19 protein-coding genes are annotated in these 25,674 nt (G+C 63.0%); 9 read left to right on the plus strand and 10 right to left on the minus strand.

What is annotated here, in order from left to right; genetic code table 11:
- Window positions 1-5: 5 nt before the first annotated feature.
- Complete coding sequence (locus REH34_RS28780; RefSeq protein WP_311970122.1) at window positions 6-1,391, minus strand: PLP-dependent aminotransferase family protein; 1,386 nt, start codon at window positions 1,389-1,391, stop codon at window positions 6-8.
- Between the two features lie 97 nt (window positions 1,392-1,488).
- Here REH34_RS28780 and REH34_RS28785 point away from each other — a divergent pair, with 97 nt between their 5' ends.
- Window positions 1,489-1,920, plus strand: a complete 432-nt coding sequence (locus REH34_RS28785) for a carboxymuconolactone decarboxylase family protein (RefSeq protein WP_311970123.1) — start codon at window positions 1,489-1,491, stop codon at window positions 1,918-1,920.
- 103 nt (window positions 1,921-2,023) lie between these two features.
- Here the strand turns inward: REH34_RS28785 and REH34_RS28790 are convergent, their stop codons facing one another.
- Both REH34_RS28790 and REH34_RS28795 read right to left on the minus strand, forming a co-directional pair.
- Window positions 2,024-2,686 (minus strand): HAD-IA family hydrolase, encoded by a 663-nt coding sequence (locus REH34_RS28790; protein WP_311970124.1) that lies wholly within the window; start codon window positions 2,684-2,686, stop codon window positions 2,024-2,026.
- Window positions 2,687-2,840: 154 nt separating this feature from the next.
- The gene (locus REH34_RS28795) at window positions 2,841-4,466 is read right to left on the minus strand and encodes a methyl-accepting chemotaxis protein (protein ID WP_311970125.1); all 1,626 of its coding nucleotides are present in this window, start codon (window positions 4,464-4,466) and stop codon (window positions 2,841-2,843) included.
- A 267-nt stretch (window positions 4,467-4,733) separates the two neighbouring features.
- Here REH34_RS28795 and lexA point away from each other — a divergent pair, with 267 nt between their 5' ends.
- The 4 genes from lexA to REH34_RS28815 are packed head-to-tail and all read left to right on the plus strand — an operon-like array spanning window position 4,734 to window position 10,594.
- A complete protein-coding gene (gene lexA, locus REH34_RS28800) occupies window positions 4,734-5,348 on the plus strand; it encodes a transcriptional repressor LexA (protein WP_311970126.1) in 615 nt (204 codons plus the stop codon).
- 44 nt (window positions 5,349-5,392) lie between these two features.
- Window positions 5,393-6,013, plus strand: a complete 621-nt coding sequence (gene imuA, locus REH34_RS28805; RefSeq protein WP_311972182.1) for a translesion DNA synthesis-associated protein ImuA — start codon at window positions 5,393-5,395, stop codon at window positions 6,011-6,013.
- A gap of 7 nt (window positions 6,014-6,020) precedes the next feature.
- The gene (locus REH34_RS28810; protein WP_311970127.1) at window positions 6,021-7,436 is read left to right on the plus strand and encodes a DNA polymerase Y family protein; all 1,416 of its coding nucleotides are present in this window, start codon (window positions 6,021-6,023) and stop codon (window positions 7,434-7,436) included.
- Window positions 7,433-10,594 carry an error-prone DNA polymerase gene (locus REH34_RS28815; RefSeq protein ID WP_311970128.1) on the plus strand — a complete coding sequence of 1,054 codons (3,162 nt, stop codon included), beginning with the start codon at window positions 7,433-7,435 and terminating at the stop codon, window positions 10,592-10,594. The genes REH34_RS28810 and REH34_RS28815 overlap by 4 nt, the downstream gene beginning before the upstream one ends.
- 21 nt (window positions 10,595-10,615) lie before the next feature.
- Here the strand turns inward: REH34_RS28815 and REH34_RS28820 are convergent, their stop codons facing one another.
- Window positions 10,616-12,691 (minus strand): mechanosensitive ion channel family protein, encoded by a 2,076-nt coding sequence (locus REH34_RS28820; protein ID WP_311970129.1) that lies wholly within the window; start codon window positions 12,689-12,691, stop codon window positions 10,616-10,618.
- Window positions 12,692-12,981: 290 nt separating this feature from the next.
- On the opposite strand from REH34_RS28820, the gene REH34_RS28825 reads away from it, so the two are divergent.
- Window positions 12,982-14,133, plus strand: coding sequence for an MFS transporter (locus REH34_RS28825; RefSeq protein WP_226502476.1), 1,152 nt, complete (start codon window positions 12,982-12,984; stop codon window positions 14,131-14,133).
- A 74-nt stretch (window positions 14,134-14,207) separates the two neighbouring features.
- Window positions 14,208-14,696 carry a GFA family protein gene (locus REH34_RS28830; protein WP_226502477.1) on the plus strand — a complete coding sequence of 163 codons (489 nt, stop codon included), beginning with the start codon at window positions 14,208-14,210 and terminating at the stop codon, window positions 14,694-14,696.
- A gap of 24 nt (window positions 14,697-14,720) precedes the next feature.
- Here REH34_RS28830 and REH34_RS28835 read toward each other — a convergent pair whose 3' ends face one another.
- Window positions 14,721-15,785, minus strand: coding sequence for an FUSC family protein (locus REH34_RS28835; RefSeq protein WP_311970130.1), 1,065 nt, complete (start codon window positions 15,783-15,785; stop codon window positions 14,721-14,723).
- Window positions 15,786-15,854: 69 nt separating this feature from the next.
- Between REH34_RS28835 and REH34_RS28840 the strand changes: the two genes are divergently transcribed.
- Window positions 15,855-17,666 carry an ABC transporter ATP-binding protein gene (locus REH34_RS28840; protein ID WP_311970131.1) on the plus strand — a complete coding sequence of 604 codons (1,812 nt, stop codon included), beginning with the start codon at window positions 15,855-15,857 and terminating at the stop codon, window positions 17,664-17,666.
- A 13-nt stretch (window positions 17,667-17,679) separates the two neighbouring features.
- Here the strand turns inward: REH34_RS28840 and REH34_RS28845 are convergent, their stop codons facing one another.
- Window positions 17,680-18,498: an NAD(P)-dependent oxidoreductase gene (locus REH34_RS28845; RefSeq protein ID WP_226502480.1), complete on the minus strand. Its 819-nt coding sequence runs from the start codon at window positions 18,496-18,498 to the stop codon at window positions 17,680-17,682.
- 626 nt (window positions 18,499-19,124) lie between these two features.
- Here REH34_RS28845 and REH34_RS28850 point away from each other — a divergent pair.
- Window positions 19,125-20,408, plus strand: a complete 1,284-nt coding sequence (locus REH34_RS28850; RefSeq protein ID WP_226502844.1) for an MFS transporter — start codon at window positions 19,125-19,127, stop codon at window positions 20,406-20,408.
- A 230-nt stretch (window positions 20,409-20,638) separates the two neighbouring features.
- Here the strand turns inward: REH34_RS28850 and REH34_RS28855 are convergent, their stop codons facing one another.
- From REH34_RS28855 to REH34_RS28870, 4 genes are all read right to left on the minus strand, one after another.
- Window positions 20,639-21,430 (minus strand): methyltransferase domain-containing protein, encoded by a 792-nt coding sequence (locus tag REH34_RS28855; protein WP_311970132.1) that lies wholly within the window; start codon window positions 21,428-21,430, stop codon window positions 20,639-20,641.
- A 113-nt stretch (window positions 21,431-21,543) separates the two neighbouring features.
- Window positions 21,544-23,151: an inorganic phosphate transporter gene (locus REH34_RS28860; protein WP_409373199.1), complete on the minus strand. Its 1,608-nt coding sequence runs from the start codon at window positions 23,149-23,151 to the stop codon at window positions 21,544-21,546.
- Between the two features lie 142 nt (window positions 23,152-23,293).
- Window positions 23,294-24,529: an AGE family epimerase/isomerase gene (locus REH34_RS28865; RefSeq protein ID WP_311970133.1), complete on the minus strand. Its 1,236-nt coding sequence runs from the start codon at window positions 24,527-24,529 to the stop codon at window positions 23,294-23,296.
- Between the two features lie 100 nt (window positions 24,530-24,629).
- Window positions 24,630-25,514 (minus strand): EamA family transporter, encoded by an 885-nt coding sequence (locus tag REH34_RS28870; protein WP_311970134.1) that lies wholly within the window; start codon window positions 25,512-25,514, stop codon window positions 24,630-24,632.
- Window positions 25,515-25,674: the final 160 nt, after the last annotated feature.

Consider the following 25,674-nt stretch of genomic DNA (forward strand, 5'->3'; position numbering starts at 1 on the left):
CTATCTTACAAAACGCTACGCAGTCGCGCAGCTACATCGCTGGCCTGTACCGCATCGGCGACGTTGGTAAAGCCCATCAGCAGCCCGGGGCAGGGCGGTGCGTGCAAATACCAGGTCGACAACGGCTCCATCGACAACCCCACCTTGCGCGCCGCTGCCACGATGGCCTGATCGTCAGTCCCGGCAGGCAAGCGTGCGAGCAGGTGCATGCCGCCGGCCTGAGCGTCGATCTGCAACTGTGCACCGAACTCGCGCTGCAAAGCGTCGCTCAGGCCTTGACGGCGTTGGGCATAAAGGCTGCGGGTCTTGTTCAGATGGCGGGCGAAGTGCCCGTCCTCCATAAACCTCGCCACGGTCGCCTGCAACAGTTGCGGGCAATGGTTGTGCAAGGCGTCTGCGACCGCGGAAAAGCGCTCGACCTGGGCTGGCGGCACGACCAGATAGGCCAGGCGCAGGCCCGGCATCAATACCTTGCTGAAAGTCCCGCAATAGAGCACCCGGCCCTCGCGATCAAGGCTTTTGAGCGCTGGCAATGGGCGGCCGTGGTAGCGGTATTCGCTGTCGTAGTCGTCTTCGATGATCCAGCTGCCCTGGCGGTTGGCCCAGTCCAGCAGAGCCTGGCGTCGCGGCAGCGACAGCGACACGCCCAGAGGACTCTGGTGCGTGGGCGTGACCAGCGCGCAGCGGGCTTGGGGGGCCGCTTGCAGGCCCGCGTCGATGTCCAGGCCATGGGCGTCGACGCGAACCGGTATGAGCTCGATGTCGGCGGCTTCGAGCACCCGGCGCGCCATGAAATACCCCGGATCTTCGAACCAGCAGCGATCGCCACGTTGCAGCACGGCGGTGCAGATCAACTGCAGACAGGCGCGATAGCCGGCGCCGATGAACACCTGCTCGGGTGCACAGACGATCCCGCGCGAAATCCCCAGGTAACTGGCCACCGCCGTGCGCAAGGGCGGCAGCCCGCGGGCATCGGGATAGACCAGGCCGTCGATGCCGCTGCGACGCAGTTCGCGGCTGGCCAGGCGGTTCCAGGCCTTGCGCGGGAACAGGTCCAGTGCCGGCAGGCCCATCTGCAAGGCCAGGGGCGCGCCACCGCCATGCATCAGCGACGGCATCGCAGCAGGTGGCAGCGACGGCGCCAGGGTTTGCGCGCTGGCCTGCAACTGCGGGGACACCACAGTGCCCGCAGGCCCGCGCGCCAGCAGGTAGCCTTCACCGATCAACAGCTGGTAGGCGCTGTCCACCGTGCCACGCGCCAGGTTCAACTCGGCGGCCAGGGCGCGCACTGAGGGCAACCGGTCGCCGGGACGCAGACGGCCTTCGGCGATCGATTGGCGAAAGCGCAGATAGAGTTGACGGTAGACCGGCAGGTCCGCAGAGCTGGGCATGGGGCTATGGCCTAGTCGTTATGACGATTCTTGGCTCTACAGCATAGGCCATAGGCGCTCTAGAGTGAGCACACTTTCTACCAACCGGAGCTTCACCATGAGCCAGCTGCGCTTGCCGTTTTCGACCCTTTCGCCCGCCGCCTACCAAGGCCTGCTGGACACCAGCCAAGCCTTGACCGACAGCCCACTGGGCCTGCCTCTGGTGGAGCTGGTGTACTTGCGGGTGTCGCAGATCAACGGCTGTGCCTTCTGCCTGGAGATGCATGCCAAGGCCTTGCGCGACAGCGGCATGGCCCAGCGCAAACTCGATTGCCTGGCGGGCTGGCGGATCAGCGCGCTGTTCGACCCGCGCGAGCGAGCGGCGCTGGCATGGGCCGAGGCGCTGACCCATGTGTCGGGGCAGGGCGCCCCGGATGAGCTGTTTGAACCTTTGAAAGCGTTGTTCACCGATGCGGAAATTTCCGACCTGACATTTGCCGTGTCGTTGATGAACGCCTTCAATCGGTTGGCGGTGGGCATGCGTTTGTAACTGGTGCAGTGTATCGAGGTGGCTGCCTGCGATATTGCATCTGCCACTACGCAGGTGCCTGACGCGCTATTTTCGCGCCAGGCACCGTCGCTACAGCGCCTTTTCAGGCACTGTGCATCTGCTCGATATGCGCCCACAAGCGCGGGTCGTTGTAGTCATCGATCACCAGATCCGCGCCTGCGGCCTGCAGCGCGGCAGGGCTTTGAGTCGTCGCCAGTGCCACGGTAAAGATGCCTGCGGCCTTGGCGGCCGTCAGACCGGGGATCGAATCCTCGAACGCGATGCCCACGTGGGCTTCTGCCTTGAGCTTTTCAAGCCCGGTGAGGTAGGGCAGCGGATGCGGCTTGGCATGAGGCAGCTCCTCGGCCACCACCACGCGTGCCAGCCGTTCGCTGAAGCCCAGAGCAGCAAGCATGTGATCAGCGTTGGCCCGCGGTGCATTGGTGACCACCACCATGCCGATGCCGTGCTGCTCGGCGTAATCGAGCAAGCGGGTGGCGCCAGGGATAGGCTCCAGCTGCGTCGCCAGCTGGCGAAACCGCGCTTCCTTGCGATCGGCGAAGGCCTGGTGTTCGGTGATGCTGCGCTGTGGGAACAGGTTCATGCACATCTGCGCATTGGCGCGGCCAGCGCAGTGTTGTTCGAATTCATGCTCGGTGAACGAGCGGCCATCTTCTTCCAGCAGCAACTGCTGAATAGCCACCAGGTGCAGGGTGTCGGAATTGGTCAGGGTGCCATCGAGGTCGAACAGCAACGCAGCAAGCATGGGCGCGGATCCGTCATGGAAAACAAGGGACGGTTATCCTAACAGAGCGCGGCCATGTCTGTAGCGAGGGGCCTTGCCCGCGAAAATTCTTCAGCCGCAGGCAATGCATAGGGCGAATATTTACGGGGCAAGCCCCCTCGCTGCCGAGGGCCGATCACACCTTGAAGGTATTGACCATCTGGCTCAGATCCAGCGCCAGGCGCGACAGCTCCTGGCTGGCGGCGGTGGTCTGATGGGCACCGGCCGAGCTCTGCATCGACAGGTCGCGAATATTCACCAGATTGCGGTCGACTTCGCGGGCGACCTGAGCCTGCTCTTCGGCCGCACTGGCGATCACCAGGTTGCGCTGGGAAATCTCGTTGATGCTGCGGGTGATCTCTTCCAGGGCATCGCCGGCGCCGCGAGCGGTTTCCAGCGTGCTCTGCGCCTTGCTGCTGCTGTTTTCCATGGCCGTCACCGCCTGGGTGCTGCCTTGTTGAATGCCGCTGACCATGGTTTCGATTTCCTGGGTCGACTGCTGCGTACGATGCGCCAAGGCTCGTACTTCATCGGCCACCACTGCGAAGCCGCGCCCGGCTTCACCGGCACGGGCCGCTTCAATGGCGGCGTTGAGCGCCAGCAGGTTGGTCTGTTCGGCGATGGCGCGGATCACTTCCAGCACCTTGCCGATGTCGCGGGTCTGTCCGGCCAGCTTGCGGACCTGCTCGGAGGTGGCTTCGACATCCTGGTTCATCTGCGAGATCGCGCTGACCGTGGCGCTGACCCGCTGCTGACCTTGCAAGGCGGCGGACGAGGATTGCTGCGAGGCCTCGGAGGTGGTCACGGCGTTGCTGGCGACTTCTTCCACGGCGGCGGTCATTTCATTGACCGCAGTGGCCGCCATGTCGATTTCGTTGTTCTGCTGCTGCAGGCCGCGCGAGCCTTCTTCGGTCACGGCGTTGAGCTCTTCGGCGGCCGAGGCCAGCTGTGTAGCAGAGCCGGAGATACGCTGGATGGTGCTGCGCAGGTTGCCTTGCATGGTGCTCAAGGCCTGTTGCAGACGCGACACCTCGTCGTCGCCATCGACCTCGACGTTCTTGCTCAGGTCGCTGTTGGCCACGTCTTCGGCGACTTTGACCGCCCGATTCAAGGGCCCGACGATGCTGCGCGTCAGCAGAATAGCGAGCAGGACGGTCATGGCGGCGACCAGCACCAGCACGCCGATCACCAGGTTCCTGGCTTCACCGTAGTCGGATTGCGAGTCGATCACGGCAGCATCGGCGCCTTTGCGGTTGAGCTCGATCAGCTTCACCAGCACCGGCGACATCTGATCGGAGTAGGTTTTCAGGTCGCCGTTGATCATGCCGGGGATCACGTCCTCCTGCTTGGCCTTGGACGCCGCACGCAGGCGGTCCTGTGCGCCGATGTAGCTGTTCAGGGCCTTGCTTAGATCATCGTAAAGGCCTTGCTCGGCGGGGCTGCTGATGGTGGGCTGGTAGGCCGCCATCAAGCCGCGTACTTGTTGGGTGAGGGTCTCGATGCGGGCGTCGGCCTTGTCGATATCGGTTTGGCTGCGGTTGACCTGGATGAAGTAGCTCATGGTCCTGAAGCGCGTGGTGGTGTCGGCCAGCTCGCCAAGGATACGCGTGGATTTGAGCCAGTTCTGCGCGATGTCGATGGCGTTCTTGTTGAGCTCCGACATCTGTCGCAGGCTCATGATGCCCAGAAAGAGCACGAGCACGGCAATGATGCCGAAACCTAGGGTAGCGCGGGTAGCGATGCCGATACTGCGCAGCGACATGGGAGTGAGCCTCGATCCGAGTGTAGTGGTCATTAGGGGGCGTATCGGCCGGTAAGCCACCGACAATAGGGGGGCAATACCGTATTTTTATGACTGAATCGATACAGCTCCCAGGCTGACACCCCTGACCGCATGACTTGTCACCTACTCAGGTACAGCGAACGCAATCAAGTAGTCCCCTCAGTGGTGATCCAGGCGGTGCTGGCGCGTCATCATTGCCGATGAACGACCAAAGGCGCTGGTCAATCAAATCGCAAAAGAGTACAAATGTACTCCATGACTATTTTATCCCAGCGCCGCAGCGCCATTCTCGAATTCATTCGCCAACGCCTGAACGATCAGGGGCAGTCGCCGAGCCTGGCGGAAATCTCCGAAGCCTTTGGCTTTGCCTCCCGCAGCGTGGCCCGCAAGCACATCGTGGCGTTGACGGAGGCCGGCTATATCGAAGTACGGGCTGGCCAGGCGCGGGGTATCCGCCTGCTCGATCAACCCCCGCGCAACGCTTTACTGGAGATCCCTTTGCTGGGGCGCGTGGCGGCCGGGCGGCCGATCGAGCCGGATGCCCAGGTCCACGATCATTTGTTGTTCGATCCACGCATGTTCGCCCGCGCCCCGGATTTTCTGTTGCGGGTCGAGGGCGACTCGATGATCGAAGACGGCATCCTCGATGGCGACCTGGTGGGCGTGCAGCGCCAGGCCGAGGCGCGCAATGGCCAGATCGTGGTGGCGCGGCTCGAAGGCGAGGTCACCATCAAGCGCTTCGAGCTGAATGCCGACGGTATTCGCCTGTTGCCGCGCAACCCGGCCTATGCGCCCATTGATGTCGGCCCGGGGCAGGACTTCATCATCGAAGGTATTTTTTGCGGATTGGTGCGGCGATGATCGGCGCGTTGGCAGGCACTGCGGCAAGCCATTCGGCTGCGCATATGGCGGGTGCCGTGACCAGTCTCGAGGGGTTGCTTGATCAACGACGACTGTGGAAAGGCCGCGCCACCCCCAGGATCAGTGGCCAGCAACCTACCGGCCATGCAGCCCTCGATGCGGTGTTGCCCAGTGGCGGTTGGCCGGCCTCGGCACTCAGCGAACTTCTGCTGCCGGCCCATGGCTGTGGCGAGCTGCAGTTGCTCTGGCCCTCCCTGGCCCGGCTCACTGCCAGTGGCGAACGTGTGGTCCTGGTGGGACCGCCCCATGTGCCCTATGCGCCGGCTTGGCAGGCGGCGGGCGTCGAGTTGCGGCATTTATCGGTGATCGCTGCCGAGGGCAAGGATGCTTTGTGGGCCGCCGAGCAATGCTTGCGCTCAGGCAGTTGCGGCGCTGTGTTGTGCTGGCCGATGCATGCCGATGACAAGGCCTTGCGCCGGTTGCAGGTGGCGGCCGAAAGCGGTCAGACGCTGGCATTTGCCTGCCGGCCTCAAGCGGCCGCCGTCAATGCTTCACCGGCGGCCTTGCGCCTGATGATCGAGCTGCAACCCCCGCAATGGCGGGTCCTCAAATGCCGCGGTGGCGTAGCGCCCGCTGCACCCATTGCCTGTGATCGGGCGGGGTGAGGCGCGCATGCTCTGGGCCTGTATTCTCCTGCCGCAGTTGGCGCTGGATGACGTTTCGCGTCGCCACGAAGACCCGACCCAGCCGCTGGTACTGCTGAGCGGGCCGACGCAGCGGCGCGTGCTGCAGGCCGTCAATGCGCCTGCCAAAGCATTGGGGCTGCGGGCAGGTCAGTTGCTCAGCACCGCTCAGGCCTTGGCTAAAGGCTTTACCTGCGCCGAGCATGACCCGGCGCGTATCGATCATTGCCAGCAGCTACTGGCGGCCTGGGGTTATGGTTTCAGTTCCCAGGTCAGCCTGCATTTCCCTCGCGCCCTGCTGTTGGAAGTGCAGTCGGGCTTCAACCTGTTCGGGCCCTGGTCGCGCTTCGAGGCTCGTTTGCGTCAGGAGTTGCAGGGCCTGGGCTTCAGTCATCGGGTCGTGCTGGCGCCCAACCCCATGGCCGCGCGAATGCTGGCCAATGTCCACGATGGTCTGGCGGTCGTGGATGAGGCCATGCTGCAAGCGCATATCGGGCAAATGCCCATCGATCGCGTGGGCCTGGCGCCCGAGGTGTCCACCGCCTTTGTGCGGATGGGCCTGCACTGTGTCGAACAGGTCCTGGCATTGCCCCGCGACACCCTGGCCCGGCGCTTCGCCAAGGATGTGCTGGTGCACCTCGACACCTTGCTGGGGCAGCGGCCCATGGCGCTGGAATGCTATGTGCCCCCGGACCGCTTCGATACCCGCCTTGAGCTCAATTTCGATGTGGAATCGCACCAGGCCTTGTTGTTTCCGCTGCGGCGCCTGATTGGCGATCTCAGTGCTTTCCTGACGGGGCGCGATGGCGGTGTGCAGCGTTTCAACCTGCACCTGGAGCATGCCGAACAGCCTGATACCCTCATCCCCGTGGGCCTGCTGGCCGCCGAGCGCGATCCGGGCCTGTTGTTCGAGTTGGCCCGCGGGCGCCTCGAGCATGTCCAGGTGCCGTGCCCGGTGCGCAGCGTGCGGCTGGTGGCCGAGCAGTTGCCCAGCTTCGTGCCGACCCGTCGCGAACTCTTCGATGAGCGCACGCAGCAGTCCCAGCCCTGGGAGCAGTTGCGCGAACGCTTGCGCGCCAGGTTGGGCGACGCCGCCGTGCAGGGGCTGTGCGCACAGGCCGATCATCGTCCGGAGTGTGCCTGGCTGTTGGCTGAACAAGGGCAGGGCTATCCACAGGCATTACCCACCCCGCGGCCTGGCTGGCTGCTGCGCGAGCCTCAAGCATTGAGTGAATACGCCGGGCAGTTGCTGAGTGGCCCTGAGCGCATCGAGACCGGCTGGTGGGATGGCGCCGATGTGCGTCGCGATTATTACCGGCTGCAAACCCCCGAGGGGCAGTGCGCCTGGGTCTATCGGCCAGTGGCCGCACCGCAGCAGTGGTGGTTGCAAGGGTGGTTCGGATGAACGTCGTTGCACTGCAACGCATCGGTCGTGCACGGCAAGCCTCCGTGCCCAGCGAACCCCCGGCTGTGGTGCCGCCCCCGGCCTATGCCGAGCTGCATTGCCTGTCCAACTTCAGTTTTCAGCGCGGCGCTTCGAGTGCCCGGGAGTTGTTCGAGCGTGCCAAGGCGCAAGGCTACAATGCCTTGGCAATCACCGACGAATGCACCCTGGCAGGTATCGTGCGGGCCTGGCAGGCGGCCCAGGCCGTAGAGTTGATGTTGATTGTCGGCAGCGAAATCCAGCTGCATGAAGGGCCGAAGATCGTCTTGCTGGTCGAAAACCTGCAAGGCTATCAAGCACTGTGTCGGTTGATCACCTTGGCGCGCCGGCGGGCAGCCAAGGGCGAATATTGCTCCTTGCGTGAAGACTTCGTAGCGACTGACCTGTCCGGCTTGCTGGCGTTGTGGCTGCCGAGCGCCGATGCAGATGCAGATGACAGCCACGGCCTGTGGTTGCAGACGCTGTTTGCCGACCGTCTGTGGCTGGGCATCGGCCTGCACCGAGGCGCCGAGGATGGCGAGCGCCTGCAGCGCTGGCTGGCCCAGGCGTTGCGCCTGGGGTTGCCGGCCGTGGCCACCGGTGATGTGCACATGCATGCCCGTGGGCGCCGGGCGCTGCAGGACACGCTCACGGCCATCCGTCATCACACCCGGGTGGCCGAAGCTGGCCACCGCCTGTTCGCCAACGGTGAGCGCCACCTGCGGCCATTGTCGGCGCTGGCCGAGTTGTATCCTTCGCCATTGCTCCAGCAGACGCAGACGATCGCCCGGCGTTGCTGCTTCGATCTTGGCCAGTTGCGCTACGAATACCCACGCGAATTGGTACCCGAAGGCCAGACGGCCAGTTCCTGGCTGCGCGAACTGACCGCGCGCGGCGCCAGGGAGCGCTGGCCGCAGGGCGTGGCGGACAAGGTAAGCAAGCAGATCGAGACAGAGCTCGAGACCATCACCGAGCTGCATTACGAGAGTTATTTCCTCACCGTGCACGACATCGTGCGCTTCGCCAAGGAGCGCAGCATTCTTTGCCAGGGTCGTGGTTCGGCGGCCAACTCGGTGGTCTGCTATGCACTGGGCATCACCGCCATCGACCCGGTCCATCAGAACATGCTGTTCGAGCGCTTCATCTCGCGCGAGCGCAACGAGCCGCCGGACATCGACGTCGATTTCGAGCATGAGCGCCGCGAAGAAGTCCTGCAGTATGTGTTCCAGCGTTACGGCCGCGGGCGTGCGGCGCTGACAGCCGTGGCCAGCAGCTATCGCGGTGCCGGCGCAGTGCGTGACGTCGCACGGGTGCTGGGCTTGCCGCCCGATCAGGTCAACGCCCTGGCCGATTGCGTGGGCCGCTACAGTGATGACATCCCTCCGGTAGAACGCCTGCAGGAGGCCGGCTTCGACCCCGAGAGTCCGCTGCTGCGCCGAGTGCTGGCGCTGACCGGCGAGTTGATCGGCTTCCCCCGGCACCTGTCCCAGCACCCCGGTGGTTTCGTGATCTCCGAGCATCCGCTGGACACTCTGGTGCCGGTTGAAAATGCCGCCATGGCCGACCGCACCGTCATCCAGTGGGACAAGGATGATCTGGATGCCGTGGGCTTGCTCAAGGTCGACATCCTCGCGCTGGGCATGCTCAGTGCCCTGCGGCGCAGCTTCGATCTGCTGCACGCTTATCGCGGCCTCAGGCTGGACCTGGCCAGCGTGCCTCAAGAATGTGCCCAGACCTACCAAATGATCAGCCGCGCCGACACCGTCGGGGTGTTCCAGATCGAGTCGCGGGCGCAGATGGCCATGCTGCCGCGCCTCAAGCCCAGGACCTTCTACGACCTGGTGATCGAAGTCGCCATCGTCCGTCCGGGGCCGATCCAGGGCGACATGGTTCATCCGTACCTGCGCCGGCGCAACAACGAAGAGGCTGTTGACTATCCGTCCCCTGAACTGGAAAAGGTCTTCAAGCGCACCCTGGGTATCCCGCTATTCCAGGAACAGGTCATGGAAATGGCCATCGTCGCCGCCGGCTATACCCCCGGCGAGGCCGACCAGTTGCGCCGCTCGATGGCCGCCTGGAAGCGCCACGGCGGGCTTGAACCGCACCGGTTGCGGCTCACCGAAGGCATGCTCGCCCGTGGTTACACCGAGGCGTTCGCGGCGCGCATCTTCGAGCAGATCAAGGGCTTTGGCAACTATGGTTTTCCAGAGTCCCATGCGGCCAGTTTCGCCTTGCTTACCTACGCCAGTTGCTGGCTCAAATGCCATGAACCGGCGATCTTCGCCTGCGCCCTGATCAACAGCTGGCCCATGGGTTTCTACAGCCCGGACCAGGTGCTGCAGGATGCCCGCAGGCATAGCATCCAGACGCGCCCTGTGGATGTGTTGCACAGTGACTGGGATTGTTCGCTGGAGGATCACGGTGAAGCGCAGCCGGCCATACGCCTGGGCTTGCGGATGATCAAGGGTTTCAGGGAGGACGACGGCCGGCGGATCGCCCGGGCGAGGGCGCAAAAGCCATTCGCTGACGTCAATGACCTTGCCGCAAGGGCGCGCCTGGAGCCGGCAGCACTGGAGCGTCTGGCCGATGCCAGCGCCTTGCGCGCACTGGCCGGGCATCGGCATCAGGCGCGCTGGGAGGTGGCCAGTGTCGAGGCGCAGTTGCCGCTGTTCGCCAACGTGGCCGCCGTGCAGGAAGCCCCTGTCGCCTTGCCCGTGCCCAGCACAGGGCAAAACCTGCACGCCGATTACGCCAGCGTCGGTACGACCCTGGGCCCGCACCCGTTGGCGCTGTTGCGCATTCGTCTGGAGCCCCTGCGCTGTCGCAGCTCCCAGGCGCTGGCTCAGGTCGAACATGGCCGGCCAGTGATCGTGACCGGGCTGGTGGTCGGTCGCCAGCGACCCGGTACCGCCAGCGGGGTGACCTTCGTGACCCTTGAAGACGAGTTCGGCATGATCAATGTGGTGGTCTGGCGCGATTTGGCCGAACGCCAGCGCCGCGTGCTGGTAGGCTCGCAGCTGCTGCAAGTGCGTGGCCGGTTGGAGCGCGTGGGCGAGGTGTGCCACGTGATCGCCGGCCATCTGCAGGACATGACACCCTTGCTGCATGGCCTCGATGTGCGCAGTCGGGATTTCCGTTGACCTGGGACGAGCAGCAATGGCTCAGCTCGGCGCCGGCAGCGCCAAGGTCCCAGGATAATACTGCGCGAAATTGACCTTGTCGGTTTGATCCACGGACTTCTTCAAGCGCTCGTTGAACGAGCGGCTGACGCCGTACTGGCCGCCGGAAATAGTGCGGAACTGCGCGGTGAGGGTGATGCCACTGAGGTCCATCTTGTCGACCCCGAATACTTGCAGCGGCCCTTGCAGGTTGTTCTTGAGCAGCAAGTCTTCGCTGATCTGCTGACCGACGTCGCGAATGATCTGCAGGGCTTCGTCGATATCGCTGTCGTAGCTGACTTGCACCGAGAAGAACGCATAGGCGAACTGCCGCGACTGGTTGGTGACGGCCTTGATCTGCCCGAACGGTACCGAATGCACGAAGCCTTTGCCGTCACGCAGGCGCAGGGTACGGATGGTCAGGCTTTCGACGGTGCCCGCATGGCCGGAGTCGAGCACGACCCAATCACCAATGGCGATAGTGTCTTCGATCAGGATGAACAGCCCGGTGATCACGTCTTGCACCAGTTGCTGGGAGCCGAAGCCGATCGCCAGGCCGACCACACCGGCACCGGCCAGCAGTGGCGCGACGTTGATGCCCAGATTGGCCATGGTGGTAATGGTGCAGATCACCACTAGCACGATCTTTACCGCGTTACGCATCATGGGCAGGATGGTCTTGACCCGTGTGCTGGGCTGGCGCGTGCTGCGCTTGCCAACCGCGGGTTTGAGGGCTTCCTGAATGGCGGTGTCGATCACCACCCACAGCAGCCAGGTCACCAGCAGGATCAGGCCGATGCTGCTCAGCGAATTACTGATGGCCCGGCCGAAGCTGTTGTTGGCGGCGAAGGCCAGTACCGATACACCCCAGATGCGCCCGAGGATTTCGATGAACGCCACAGCGATGGCGATGCGCGACAATGCATGCAACAGGCTGCGCAGCAGCTCGCGGTAAGGCCGGATCTGCTCGGCGGCGGCCTGTTCATGGGGCCGGAACACATGATGCATCAACGTGCTGGCGAACACCGCGCTGACCAGCAGCACGGTCGTCATCAACGCGCGCTGCAGAGTGGCCTGGCTGTTCTCCTGGGCACCGATCAAATGCACCAGCGAAACCAGAATCATCAACAGGATCGGCCAGTACCAAAGGCCCGAGAAAATTCGCAGGGTCTCCTGGATGGCGCGGTGTTCGTGACGCTGCTTGAGCGGACGGTTGCGAATCAGGTGGGCCACCGGCCGGCGCACATGGATCACCAGGGCGGCGAACATCAAGGTCGCGACCAGCCCGGTGAACACCGCCAGGCTACTGGCCAGGTTGCCGCCAAACTGACGAGCGATCTGCGGGCTGTCGAAGGCATCGCTCAACGCTGCCAGAAAGCCGATGGCAAACAGGCGCAGGGGCGCGTAATTGCGCAATATCTGCACAGCGCGGTGCTTGTGGCCGACATCGAAGAGGGTGATGACGCAGAGGATCAGGGTGGTGGAAAAAATCCCGCTGGTGGTGGAGTAGGCCAGGCACAAGGCAAGGGCACGGGTCACCGACAGGTCCAGCTGATGGCTCACTGCCAAAGTCACGGGCAGGCTGGCCATGGCCGGTAAAGTCCACGCCAGTAGATAGCCCAGCAGCCCCAGTATGCGGACGCGTGCGCGGAAAAACTTCGAGCTGCCGGCACGCTTGCGCAGCCAGCGGCCAATGCTGGCCAGGACTGCGAAGGTGGCGAGCCAGCTCAAGGTCAGGATGAAAAAATCCGCCACCAAACGGGTGAACGGGCGATTTGAGTGTTTGCTGATCAAGGTGTCGACTTCGTCAGCGGCACGATCAGTGCGCAACCGCCAGGCGTCCAGGACGTTGTTGTCGATCGACAGTTGATCCTGCACGGTGTCCAGCCCTGTGGTGATAGCACCCAGCAAGCCACCCTGCACCAACGCGGATCTGTCATCTTCGGCCGCTGCGGTCTTGTCTGTAGCGCTCGTGGCCGGAGCTGGCGCGGCGGCGGGGGCGGCCGGTGCGGCGGCCAGTAAATGGGTACTAAAGAGGAGTATTGCCAACAACGCGAGGTTACGTTTCAGACTGAACACGGGGAGGGCCTTTGTGGTCGTTACCTCAGTGACTGATCGTTCTGGGCCGCGCAAGTTCGGCCACTGTTGATGAACAACACGATAATATCCGGCGTTGTTCTCTGGTTTATTTGCTCCACAGGAAGGTAGTCATCTGTAGCGATTGAGCTGCGCGCTGGGTATTGATTGCGCGTGGCGGGCGCTTATGCCCATCACTCGTAGGGGGCAAGCCTCTCGCTACAGATCGATGCTGCCTCCTGCATTTTTTCCATCGTGGCGCTGGTGAGCGTCACTGCTGTCAAGGCTGACTCATGTCCTCTACGACCTCCCATTCACGGGCGTTGCCCGGCAAACGCGAACAGTTTTCTACCCGCGTGGCGTTTTTCGTCACCGGTTTTTCCATGTCCAGTTGGGCGCCGCTGGTGCCGTTGGCCAAGCAGCGCGTTGGCATCGACGATGGAACCTTGGGCCTGGTGCTGCTGTGTCTGGGCGGTGGCTCCATTCTGGCCATGCCCCTGGCCGGCTACCTGACGGCACGGCTGGGTTGCCGCCGAGTGATCAGCGTCGCCGGGTTGTTGGTCTGCCTGATGCTGCCGCTGCTGGCCAGTGTTTCCAACCTGTCGGCATTGGTGGCGGCGGTGCTGGTGTTTGGCGCCGCCATGGGAATGCTCGACTGCGCGATCAATATCCAGGCGATCATCGTCGAGAAGGCCAGCGAGCGGGCCATGATGTCGGGCTTTCACGGGTTGTTCAGCCTCGGCGGGATCATCGGGGCAGCGGGCGTGACGGGGCTGCTCAGCGCAGGCCTGACGCCGCTGATCGCCATCCTGGTAGTAGTGGCGGTATTGCTGGTGGCGCTTTATCGCGCAGCAGCGCATCTGCTGCCGTTTGGCAGTGCCAGCGACGGACCGTTGTTCGCCGTGCCTCACGGCATCGTGCTGTTCCTCAGCGTGCTGTGCTTCATCGTATTCCTCACCGAGGGTGCGATGCTGGACTGGAGCGCGGTATTTCTGGTGTCGCAGCGGCACATGGACGCCAGCTATGCAGGCCTCGGCTATGCCGCCTTCGCCGCAACCATGACCGTGGGCCGGCTGACGGGCGATGCCATCGTCAACCGCCTCGGTGGGGCGCGGGTGACCATCCTCGGCGGTGCCTGTGCTGCCGCTGGTATCGCGATTTCGCTATGGGTACCGGCCTGGCCGGCGGCGCTGCTGGGCTATGCCTTGGTCGGGGCAGGATGCTCGAACATCGTGCCGGTGCTCTACACCGCAGTCGGGCGGCAGACCAGCATGCCGCAGAGCGCGGCCATTCCGGCGATGACCTCGTTGGGCTACGCGGGGATTCTCATGGGGCCAGCGGCGATCGGCTTGATTTCCCACCTCAGCAGTTTGTCGCTGGCCATCGGCGTGTTGATCCCGTTGCTACTGGCGGTTGCCTGCAGCGGTCGCTATCTGCGTCAGTAGTGCGGCACATCCGAGGAAACCGTCAGCGCCGTGCGGGTGTCTATCTTCAACACTCAGCGATCGGGAGCCTCACCATGCACCTGGAAGGATCTTGCCATTGCGGCGCCGTCACCTTCAGCCTCGACAGCGCCCACCCGTACCCTTATCAACGCTGCTACTGCTCGATTTGCCGCAAGACCCAGGGCGGTGGCGGCTATGCCATCAACCTGGGTGGCGATGCGACGACCCTCAAGGTCCAGGGCCGCAAGAACATCAGCATCTATCACGCGAAAATGCGCGAGAAGGGCGAGCAACGCAGCCACGCCAGTAGCGCCGAGCGGCATTTCTGCCACCTGTGCGCAAGTGCGTTGTGGCTGTTCAGCCCTGAATGGCCAGAGCTGATTCACCCCTTCGCCAGCGCCATCGATACACCGCTACCCGTGCCGCCGGAGCATACCCATTTGTTGCTCGACTCCAAGGCGCCCTGGGTCGAGGTCCAGGCCGGGCCCAAGGACCAGCAGTTCGAAAAATATCCCAAGGAGTCGATCGCCGACTGGCATCAGCGGTTGGGGTTGGAGAAATAGAGGCCGTTCGAATCGCCCTCTATCTCAGATCTTCCACCGCCGCGCGGTGCGCGCAAGCTTGCCCTGCATGGCATCCAACGTGTGCGACAGCTGCACGGTCATCATCTGATAACCCACCCATTCGGCGGGCACGGCGCGCAGTGGCGGGGCATCCATCTGGCGTTCCAGTCTATCGATGGCGCCCGCCTGCAGGGCGCGCGCCATGGCGATGAACTGATGACGAATCTTGCGGTGCTCGCCCAGCAGGTTGTCACGCAGCACCGCCATGGCCCCTTCGTCATTGACGTTGGGACGCAGGTTGCCGAGCAATTCAAGGCTGCTCAGGCACATGCGGAACAAGCGCTGGATCTCGTCCAGCTGAGTCATGGATACCTTGACTTCCTTGGACACCGACGGCATCAGCGAGCGCAGTTGCAGCATGGTCGCGTTGAGTCGGTTCATGAGCCTGACCAATTCGTCGCTGCTCACCGATTCGCCGTTGATGAGCCGCGCATGCACCTGTGCGCAATCACGCAAGCCACTGGCGAGGTTGTAGCGCCACGAGTACACCGCATACAGCGGCAACGCGAAGGAGAACGCCAGCGCCAGGGCGATGCCGATGAGGATATCGACCGTGCGCCACAAACCGTCGGACATCGGATTGTCGCCATGGCCGGCGACGATGAACAGGGTAATCGCCGACAGCAATGCCGTGTAGCCGCCCTTGCCAATGGCGTGATAGGCGAAAAACCCGCAGGCCAGGCACATCAGCACGTAGGTCAGCAGGGGCAGGCCCAGATAGTTCTGCTGTGCCACCAGCGCCAGGCCCAGGCCGGCGCCGATCAAGGTACCCCAGGCGCGCTCGATGGATTTCTTGCCGATGTTGCCGTGGTGTTGCAAGCCGCCGATGACGATCAGCAGTGTCACCGAGGCCCACTCGCCATGGGGCAGGTTCAGGCCGGTGGTCAGCAAAATGCTCGCGAGCAGACTGACCACGATGCGGCCGGCGTGAATAAGCCGCGCATGCCGATACCGGCGATAAGGGTCCAGGAGCGGGCGCAACACGCGCCGCAACCAAAAAGGCAGGGGAAAAGTTTTCTGTAATTTCATGGGTTAACTGACCATCATTGGGCTGATTATATCCTGACACAACTTTATAACTGCGAGGCTCATCGTCGCATGCCAGTGCTCCAACGCTTCAGGGGTTTCTTTGTTCAAGCGGCGCGGGCCATGGGCCTGGTGTGGCAGACGTCACGCGGGCTGTTCATCGGCCTGATCATCGCCACCCTCGTGGCGGGGATGTTGCCAGCGCTGGCGGCCTGGGTCGGGCAGCGTATCGTCGACGCGGTGGTGCACTCCATGGCCCTGCCGCCCAGCGCGTCAGGCCCACCGCTGTGGCCGGTGTTGCGATATGTGTTGCTGGAGGCCGGTGTGCTGGCCTTGCTGGCGGCCGCGCAACGGGGGCTGTCGGTGCAGCAATCCTTGCTGCGCGCGCAGTTGGGGCAGAAGGTCAATCTGCTGATCCTTGAAAAGGCCCAGACGTTGTCGCTGCTGCAGTTTGAAAACTCCGAGTTCTACGACAAGCTGGTGCGCGTGCGTCGCGAAGCATCGACGCGGCCACTGGCTTTGGTGACCAAATCACTGGGGCTGGTGCAGAACCTGATCCAGCTGATCAGCTTCGCCGTGCTGCTGGTGCACTTTTCGCCTTGGGCGCTGGCGATATTGCTGATCGGCGCACTGCCGGTATTTTTTGCCGAGGCGCATTTCTCTGGGGATGCGTTCCGCCTGTTCACCCGGCGCGCCCCGGAAAGCCGTCGGCAAAGCTATATCGAAGCGCTGCTGTCCCAGGAGGCGCACATCAAGGAGGTCAAGCTGTTCGGCTTCGCGCCCCTGCTGTTGCAACGTTATCGCGACGCCTATGGCCGGCTCTATGCCGAGGACCGGCGCCTGACCTTGCGGCGCGACAGTTGGGGATTCGCCCTCGGGTTGCTGGGCACCGCAGCGTTTTACCTGGCGTATGCCTGGGTGGTGATCGACACCGTGAGCGGGCATATCAGCCTGGGGCAGATGACCATGTATCTGGTGCTGTTCAAGCAGGGGCAAAGCGCGGTGAGCAGCAGTCTGAGTGCGATCGGCGGCTTGTACGAAGATGGCTTGTACCTGGCGGATCTGCATGAGTATCTGGCGCAGCCGGTCACTACCGTTGGCGGCAGCCTGACCGTGGGGATCAAGCCGGGCGACGGCCTGCGTCTCGAAGGCGTGGGGTTTCGCTATCCTGGTGCCGGACGCATGACGCTCGAAGGCATCGACCTGCACCTGGCGCCTGGGCGCAGCGTAGCGCTGGTGGGCGAAAACGGTTCGGGCAAGACCACGCTGATCAAGCTGATCACCCGTCTTTATCAGCCCGAGCAGGGCCGCATCCTGTTGGATGGCAGCGACCTGCAAAGTTGGGATGAAGCCGCGCTGCGTGAGCGCATCGGGGTGATCTTCCAGGATTACATTCGCTATCAGTTTTCGGTCGGCGAGAACCTCGGTGTGGGCGATGTGCGCGCGTTCGACGATCACCAGCGCTGGCAGGAAGCTGCGGAGCAGGGCATGGCGGCGCCCTTTATCGAAGGCCTGGCCCAGGGCTATGGCACGCAATTGGGCCGTTGGTTTGCGGGAGGGCAGGAGCTGTCGGGCGGGCAATGGCAGAAGATCGCCTTGTCGCGGGCCTATATGCGCCGTGAGGCTGACATTCTCATTCTGGACGAGCCCACGGCGGCACTCGACGCCAGCGCCGAAGCGGCGGTGTTCGAACACTTTCGCAAATATGCGCGCGGACGTATGACGCTGTTGATCAGCCACCGCTTTTCCAGCGTGCGCAATGCCGAGCATATTGTCGTGCTGGATCAGGGCAGGGTGCTGGAGCGCGGCGACCACGCCAGCCTGATGGCGGCTGGCGGGCGTTATGCGCAGTTGTTCGATCTGCAGGCGCGGGGGTATAGGTGATGCCAACCCTGATCTACTTGCCCTCGAACGGCCCCATCGCCGCGAACGCACCGCCCTGATAGATACGTTGCGGATCGTCGGCCGGTAGCGGCGGCAAGGCTTCGACCTTCTCGCGGAACGGCTCGGAGCTGTCCTTGGGCTTATAGCCCAGGTGCGCGGCATAACGGTTGTCCCACCAGCCGGCTTTGTTGTCCGAGACCCCATAAACCACGGTATGCCCTACGTCGCTGGCGTACAGCGCGCGCTCCATCAACTGCACCAGGTCGTCATAGCTGAACCAGGTGGCCAGCATCCGCACGTTCTGCGGTTCCGGGAAGGACGAGCCGATGCGCACACTGACGGTCTCGATGCCATAACGATCGAAATAGAAACTCGCCAGGTCTTCACCATACGACTTCGACAGCCCGTAATAGCTGTCCGGGCGTCGCAGGCAATGGGCGTCCAGGGTCTCGGTCTGCTGATGAAAACCGATGACGTGGTTGGAACTGGCGAAGATCACCCGCTTGACCCCATGGCGCCGGGCCGCCTCGTAGATATGAAAGGTGCCGCAGATGTTGGCGCCGAGGATGGTTTCGAACGAATGCTCGGTGGACACTCCACCAAAGTGCAGGATCGCATCGACGCCTTCGACGAGCTGGTCGACGGCCTGTTTGTCGGCCAGGTCGCAGCGCACGACCTCCTCGTGCGCCGAAGTCGCTGCAGGCATCTCGGCGATATCGGACAGCCGCAGGATGTTGGCGTAGGGCTTGAGGCGCTCGCGCAGGACCTTGCCCAGGCCGCCAGCGGCACCGGTCAGCAAAAGGCGATTGAAAGGGGTAGGGCTGCTGCTCATGAAAAAATCCCGAATTGTTATTGGAGGTGATCAACCTGTAGCGAGGGGGCGGCCCCCGGATAGCGGTATTTCCCCAAGGTTGCCATCGGGGGCAAGCCGCCTCGCTACAGGGTCGGCGTACAAAAGCTTAGCTCATATCAGGGTTATTCTGTCAGCTGTTATGTTGTCGTACAAGATCGTCAAGAGAGGAATGTAGAGCTGAGAGCTGCTCGCGATGCTTAGGGCCCCATATTCAGTTATAGCTAGGCTAAGTAGTGTGCAGCAGTCATTCCAAGAACCGTTCAGTCATCCTGACAGGTCCGATATTTTCGTTTGACATATCTGGAAACAACTCGCTATAAATAGCGCAGTGGTACGACGACTTGTCTCCCCGACAGCGCCGCCACATAACAATAAAACCCGAGTAGACCGCCATGATGAACCTCCCACGTCGGCAGTGCTGTTTCAGCATTCACCACACCCGATCGTCCGCCGAGGTGTTCGGCAACCCTTCATTCTTGCTCGTACCGGTCAGCTGAGCACAGCTGCCATCGGGGCGGGCGACGCCTTGTCGTAACGGCCCTTGCGTTCACATTCCAACAACAAATTCAGGTGAAACGATGAAAATCAAAGGCATCCGCTGGTGGATGGTCGGGTTGGTCACGGCCGGCCTGGTGGTCAACTATCTGGCCCGCAATACGCTGTCGGTGGCGGCGCCGACATTGATGACCGATCTGAGTATTTCCACCGCGCAATACGCCCAGATCGTGGTCGCCTGGCAAGTCTGCTACGCGCTCATGCAACCGGTGGCCGGCTACATCATCGATGCCATCGGCACCAAGATGGGCTTCGCCATTTTCGCCCTCGCCTGGTCGGTGGCGTGTGCGGGCGCGGCCATGGCCACGGGCTGGCAAAGCCTGGCGTTTCTGCGCGGGCTGTTGGGCCTGACCGAGGCTGCGGGTCTGCCCGCCGGCGTCAAGGCCACCACCGAATGGTTCCCGGCCAAGGAACGCTCGGTGGCGATCGGCTGGTTCAATATCGGCTCCTCATTCGGTGCGCTGCTGGCGCCGCCGCTGGTAGTCTGGGCGATTCTGCACAGCGGCTGGGAGTTGGCGTTTCTGGTGGTAGGCGGCCTGGGTATCGTCTGGACCGGCCTGTGGGCAGTGTTGTACAAGCATCCCAAGGATCAGAAAGCCCTCAGTGACACTGAGCGCGAGTACATCCTGTCTGGCCAGGAGGCGCATTTCAAGGACGTGCCCCGGCAAAAAGGCAGCTGGAAAAAGATCATCACCTCGCGCAACTTCTACGCCATCGCCTCGGCGCGGATCTTGTCGGAGCCGGCCTGGCAGACGTTCAACGCGTGGATCCCGCTGTACCTGATGACCGAGCGTCATATGAACATCAAGGAAATCGCCATGTTCGCCTGGTTGCCCTTCCTGGCTGCCGACATCGGCTGCGTGCTGGGTGGCTACCTGAGCCCGTTTTTCCATCGCTACCTGAAGGTTTCGCTGTTCACATCACGCAAGCTGGTGATGCTGTTCGGTTGCCTGTGCATGATCGGCCCAGCCTGCATTGGCCTGGTGGACAGCCCGTACACGGCCATCGCCTTGCTGTGCATCGGTGGCTTTGCCCACCAGACCTTGTCCGGGGCGCTGTATTCGATCACCTCTGACTCGTTCGGCAAGAACGAAGTGGCGACAGCGACCGGTATGGGCGGCATGTTCGGCTATCTGGGGGCTGCAGCGTTCACCATGGTGTTTGGTGTGCTGGTCACCAAGGTCGGCTACAGCCCGCTGTTCGTAGTGCTGGCGGCGTTCGACCTGATCGCGGCGGTGGTGGTGCTGAGCGTGGCGCGCGCGCTGGTCAAGCCGCCAGAGCCGCGTGTTTCGCCAGATACCACGATAGGCGGGAACGCTTTGCCTTCAGCTTGATGCGGCTGGCTTGGGCCGCGATGGCGTCTTGAAGGACGCCTTCGCGGGCAAGCCTTGCTCCCACAGCGTTGACTGACCCTGAATCGTACACCTATGGGGTCAAAGGTGCGCTTTCGACGGCGTAGAGGCTAGTATCTATTGCACACCGCGAGTCGCACAATTCGAGTTCGGCTAGCACTGCGGGGAGCAAAGCCTGCTCGCGAAGAGGTCCGAACAGGCAACTCAAGCTCCTACGGCAATATCTTCACGGTATAGAACGCCGCTGTGTCGTAGGGCACTGACACCGGGTCCTTGCCCTTGAGATCCACATGATTGGCGATCACCCCTCGCACTTTGGCCAGAATAGCGTCCTGTTCAGTCTGGGGCTTGGAGGCGATAAAGCTGATCGACTTGACCCGATTGACGACCACATCCTCCGGCGCGCCCGTGTGCAGATGGGCGAAATGTTCCTCGTGCAGCGGTGCGAACTTCCCATAAGGGAAGACCTTGCGCCACTCCTGGCTGTAGTAGCGCGGATTGTCGCTCGCCACCTCGCTGACCAGCCCTGCCACTTCGGCGACCCAGGGCTCGCGGGTATCACGCAGATTCCATAGCATCACCAGGCGCCCACCAGGCTTGAGTACCCGATGGATCTGCGCCATGGCCTCGTTGTTGGCAAACCAGTGAAAGGCGTGGGCGCAGACGACCACGTCTACCGAGTGATCGCGCAGTTCGCTTGGCAGCGCTTCGGCTGCTGCCAGGTAGGCGGGTACCTGAGGGAAATTCTTCTTGAATCGGTCGAGCAAGGCCTGCACCGGTTCAACGGCGATGACCTTGGCTTCAAGATCCAGCAAGAGCTGGGTGAACTTGCCGGTGCCAGCACCGAGGTCGAGCACCACGGTGTCGTGGCCGACCTTGATGACGTCCTTCAACCACTTGTTGACCTGTGGAGGGTAGCCCGGCCGGCCCTTGGCATACACATCGGCAGCTTGCACATAACCGCTGAACGCGGACCAATGGAGCATTTCTTTTATGGATTTCATGGATGCCCTCAAACGAATGTCTACGCCATTGTTCTTCTCAAAGCGTAGTCAATCCCTCAGGCATCGCCGGGTTTTGTTTGGGTTGCGAGGGGGGCTGCCCCCTCGCTACAGATTCAGAAGAGGGCATGGAACAACGCGTACAACCCCGCCGACAGCAACATCGCCGCAGGCAGCGTGAACACCCACGCCAGCAACAGGTTGCGCACGGTCGCCCATTGCAGGCCGCTGCCGTTGGCGGCCATGGTGCCGGCGACGCCCGAGGACAGCACGTGGGTGGTGGAGACCGGCATGCCGAACACGTCCGCCGCGCCGATGGTCGCCATGGCCACCAGTTCGGCGCTGGCGCCCTGCGCATAGGTGAGGTGGGTCTTGCCGATGCGCTCGCCGACCGTCACCACGATGCGTCGCCAGCCGACCAACGTGCCCAGGCCCAGCGCAATGGCCACAGCGACCTTGACCCAGGCCGGAATGAACCGCGTGGCTTCGTCGATCTGACGCTTGAACTCGTTGAGGTTGGTCTGCGTCTGGGCGCTGAAACTGCTCAGGTGCTGCTGGTTGACCAGGCGAATGGTCTCGGAGGTCAGGAACATATCGTTGCGCACGTTGTTCATGGCCTGCGCCGGCACGCGGTCCAGGGTGCCGTAGTTCTGCACCTCGTCCGCAATGCGCCCAGTGACGGCGGCCAGTGCCGGTACCACTTGGGGGCTGTTCTGATGGGTGCGTACGAACTCCAGCAAAACCGCGTAAGGATCTGCCGGTGCCGCCCCAGGAGCAGCTTGCATCAGGCCATCATGTGTGACTTGCGCGACCGCCACGAACTGCGTGGTCTGGGTAGAGGGGACGGCGCGGTTCAGCGCATAGGCCATGGGCAAGGTGCCCACCAGGATCAGCATGATCAGGCCCATGCCTTTCTGGCCGTCGTTGGAACCGTGGGCAAACGACACGCCGCTACAGGTGAGGATCAGCAGCCCGCGAATCCACGCCGGCGGTGGCTGGTTGCCGACCGGTGCGCGGTACAGTTCGCGTTGCTTGATCAATACGCGCATGAGCATCAGCAGCAGGGCGGCGCAGACAAAGCCCACGATCGGTGACAGCAGCAGGGTGTAGCCGACCTTGGTGACTTGATTCCAGTCCACCCCCTCGCTCCCAGGGCGGCCGTTGATTAGGGCGCTGCACACGCCCACGCCCAGGATCGAGCCGATGAGGGTGTGGGAGGAAGACGCCGGTAGCCCAAACCACCAGGTGCCAAGGTTCCAGATAATGGCCGCGATCAGCAAGGCAAAGATCATCGCGAAGCCGTTGCTGGAGCCGACCTGCAGGATCATGTCGATAGGCAGCAGGGCGATGATGCCGAACGCCACCGCGCCGCTGGAGAACAGCACGCCGGCGAAGTTGCAAAATCCCGACCAGACCACCGCGACATTGGCTGGCAGCGAATGCGTGTAGATGACCGTGGCAACAGCGTTGGCGGTGTCGTGGAAACCGTTGACGAACTCAAAGCCCAAGGCGATCAGCAGTGCCAGGCCCAGCAGGCCATAGGGCAGCCAGGTACTGGCGACCGTACCGGCCTGGTCGACATCGCTGAAAATACCCCAAGCGGTGATGACCATGCCCACGATCAGCAGGCCGCAGAACAACAGGATGCTGCGTTTGCCCACGGGGTGTTCGAGACGAGGACGCGCTTCTACGGCGCGGTGCATATGTTCGGCGGAGGTATTCATCGGATGGACCCTTTGGGTGGGACTCCAAGCCTAGCCCTGCAATGTGAAGATTTTCCTACGTGGGTCAATGAAGGCGATGGTTGGTGGTGGTTTCACACCCCCGGAGCGAGAGACCTTGCCCTCTCGCTCCGGGCATCGACCGTCAAAAGCGGGCGCTGGCGAGGCTCGGATGCAACGGCAGAAGCGGCAACAAGGTAGCCTGATAGGCGTGATAAAGATCCGGTTTGCCCGGCCAGATCGTGTGACTGGGCTGATTGTCGGCGCCCAGTTGATGATGCCAGCTGCCATGCTGGCGATCGATCAGCCAGGTGTCGATGTAATCCCAGAAACGCCGATACCACTGCTCGTACTCGATCTCGCCGGTGCGCTGCAACAAGGCGCCGGCTGCCGCGACCGCTTCGGCCAGTGTCCAGTGCAGGCGATCGGCAACCACCGGTTGCTGTTGCCAGTCCAGCGTATAGACGATGCCGGGTTCGCCATCTACCTCCCAGCCGTGATGCGTGGCGGCGGCAAACAGGCGCCGGGCGTCGTCTAACAGCCACTGTGGGGCCGACAGGCCGGCCACTCGCCGCGCGGCTTCGAGGTGCAACAGCAGGCGCGCCCACTCGTAGGCATGCCCGGGGGTCTGGCCGAACGGGCGGAACAGGTCGTCGGGTTTATCCAGGTTGTAGTCGAGCAGCGGCTGCCACTGCGCGTCGAAATGCTCGACTGGCATGTCATTGGCTGCCCGCGCCTCACGGTGGATGATCCGCTCGCTGATGCGCAGCGCCCGGTCCAGCCACAGCGGGGCTTGCAGTGCGTCGGCCAGGGCAAGAAAGGCCTCGGTGCCGTGCATGTTGCTGTTGCCGCCGCGGTAGGCTTCGGATTGCTGCCAGTCCCGGGAAAAACTCTCGCACAAGGCGCCTTCCTCTTCCTGCCAGAAATGCCCTTCGAGGATGGCGACGGCATCGTCCAGCAAGGCCTTGGCACCGGGTCGGTCAGCGACATGTGCCGAACTGGCGGCCAAGGCGACGAATGCGTGACGATAGGCGGGCTTGTCGGTATCGCCATCGGCCGCGTCCGGGCAGCCGAACCAGCCGCCGAACGCTGCATCGCGCAGGGCACCGTGGAGCGCCGCGACACCGTGATCGACCAATGCCGCCGCGCCTTCGACGCCTTGGCGGTGGGCAATGGCAAAACAGTGGACCATGCGTGCGGTGTGCAGGGTGTCGGCGCGGGCATCGTCAGGCAGCTTGCCGTAGCGATCCAGAGCGCCGAAGCCGTCGGGCATCTGCGCGGCGCGGGCGAACTGTAACAGTCGCTGCGCTTCGACCTTTAGCCAGGCGCGGTGGACGGGAGTATTGAGCCAGCTGTCGGCGGGGATATTACTGAAGGTCATGGGCAACGATCTTGTTGTTGGGGATGTGGAGGTATAGAGCCTGGGATTGCCGGGTGGTTGCATGTGGGGTTGTGTATCCCGCGCAAGCCACGCATCAAGTTCAAGCCTGCACCGGCTGCAAACGCCGCCACAGATTGGGCCCGAACACATTGATCGCCAAGCCCGCCATGACCAGCGCGCCGCCTATCCATTGCAACTGGCCCAGGCGCTCGTCGAGCAGCAACGCTGCGGACGCCAGGCCGATCACCGGCACCAGCAGCGAGAAGGGCGCGACCTTGCCGGCCGGGTAGCGCGACAGCAACTTGCTCCACAGGCTGTAGCCGAGCATGGTGGCGACGAACGATAGATAAAACAGCGCCAGGATAGAGTGCAGACCAATGTGCAGCAGTGATTGTTCGATCAGCGCCGGGCCTTCGAGCCACAGCGACAGGGCGAAAAATGGAATCGGCGGAATCAGCGCGCCCCAGACCACCAGCCCGACCAGATTGATGTTGCCGAAACGCCGCGTGATGATATTGCCCATGGCCCACATGGCGGCAGCGCACAGGGTCAGCACCACCGCAATGACCGGCGTTGGCCGTGAGCCATCGAAGCCGATCAGCGCCAGGCCCAGGGCCGCGACGATCAAGCCCGCCAGGCTGGCCGCGCGGAGTTTTTCACCGAGGAACAGCGCGGCGAAAAACAGCGTGAAGAAGGCTTGTGCCTGCAGCACTAGCGATGCGAGCCCCGGTGGCATGCCGTGGGCCATGGCTTCGAACAGAAACGCGAACTGCCCCAGAGAGATGGTCGCACCGTAGGCGATCAACCAGCGCAATGGCAGCTGTGGGCGCTTGACGAAAAGCAGGGCGGGGAAGGCGACCAGGGCAAAGCGCAGGGCCCCCAGAAGCATGGGAGGCAGGCCGTCGAGCCCGACCTTGATCACCACGAAATTCAGGCCCCAGGCAATGATTACGATGATTGCGATGAACAGATCCTTGGGTGCCATCGGGGGTGCGCTCCTTGTGTGGCGGTAGGCGGGGCCTGAGGATAGCGCATGTACCGCACCTGTTGCGAGGAGGCTTGGCGCCGAAAATACTCGTGGCGATACAGAGCGGGGCCGACACGGTTTTTCGGGAGCAAGCTCCCTCGCTAGAGGTGTTGAGGCA

The organism is Pseudomonas baltica (genome assembly GCF_031880315.1).
Classification (GTDB): domain Bacteria; phylum Pseudomonadota; class Gammaproteobacteria; order Pseudomonadales; family Pseudomonadaceae; genus Aquipseudomonas.

Excerpts from the sequence above, each read along its gene's own strand:
- REH34_RS28785 (WP_311970123.1), top strand. The coding sequence starts at position 1,489 with ATGAGCCAGCTGCGCTTGCCGTTTTCGACCCTTTCGCCCGCCGCCTAC.
- REH34_RS28795 (WP_311970125.1), bottom strand. The coding sequence starts at position 4,466 with ATGTCGCTGCGCAGTATCGGCATCGCTACCCGCGCTACCCTAGGTTTC.
- REH34_RS28835 (WP_311970130.1), bottom strand. The coding sequence starts at position 15,785 with ATGAAATTACAGAAAACTTTTCCCCTGCCTTTTTGGTTGCGGCGCGTG.
- REH34_RS28830 (WP_226502477.1), top strand. The coding sequence starts at position 14,208 with ATGCACCTGGAAGGATCTTGCCATTGCGGCGCCGTCACCTTCAGCCTC.
- imuA (WP_311972182.1), top strand. The coding sequence starts at position 5,393 with ATGGCGGGTGCCGTGACCAGTCTCGAGGGGTTGCTTGATCAACGACGA.
- REH34_RS28845 (WP_226502480.1), bottom strand. The coding sequence starts at position 18,498 with ATGAGCAGCAGCCCTACCCCTTTCAATCGCCTTTTGCTGACCGGTGCC.
- REH34_RS28865 (WP_311970133.1), bottom strand. The coding sequence starts at position 24,529 with ATGACCTTCAGTAATATCCCCGCCGACAGCTGGCTCAATACTCCCGTC.
- lexA (WP_311970126.1), top strand. The coding sequence starts at position 4,734 with ATGTACTCCATGACTATTTTATCCCAGCGCCGCAGCGCCATTCTCGAA.
- REH34_RS28825 (WP_226502476.1), top strand. The coding sequence starts at position 12,982 with ATGTCCTCTACGACCTCCCATTCACGGGCGTTGCCCGGCAAACGCGAA.
- REH34_RS28840 (WP_311970131.1), top strand. The coding sequence starts at position 15,855 with ATGCCAGTGCTCCAACGCTTCAGGGGTTTCTTTGTTCAAGCGGCGCGG.
- REH34_RS28810 (WP_311970127.1), top strand. The coding sequence starts at position 6,021 with ATGCTCTGGGCCTGTATTCTCCTGCCGCAGTTGGCGCTGGATGACGTT.
- REH34_RS28850 (WP_226502844.1), top strand. The coding sequence starts at position 19,125 with ATGGTCGGGTTGGTCACGGCCGGCCTGGTGGTCAACTATCTGGCCCGC.
- REH34_RS28815 (WP_311970128.1), top strand. The coding sequence starts at position 7,433 with ATGAACGTCGTTGCACTGCAACGCATCGGTCGTGCACGGCAAGCCTCC.
- REH34_RS28855 (WP_311970132.1), bottom strand. The coding sequence starts at position 21,430 with ATGAAATCCATAAAAGAAATGCTCCATTGGTCCGCGTTCAGCGGTTAT.
- REH34_RS28860 (WP_409373199.1), bottom strand. The coding sequence starts at position 23,151 with ATGAATACCTCCGCCGAACATATGCACCGCGCCGTAGAAGCGCGTCCT.
- REH34_RS28780 (WP_311970122.1), bottom strand. The coding sequence starts at position 1,391 with ATGCCCAGCTCTGCGGACCTGCCGGTCTACCGTCAACTCTATCTGCGC.
- REH34_RS28790 (WP_311970124.1), bottom strand. The coding sequence starts at position 2,686 with ATGCTTGCTGCGTTGCTGTTCGACCTCGATGGCACCCTGACCAATTCC.
- REH34_RS28870 (WP_311970134.1), bottom strand. The coding sequence starts at position 25,514 with ATGGCACCCAAGGATCTGTTCATCGCAATCATCGTAATCATTGCCTGG.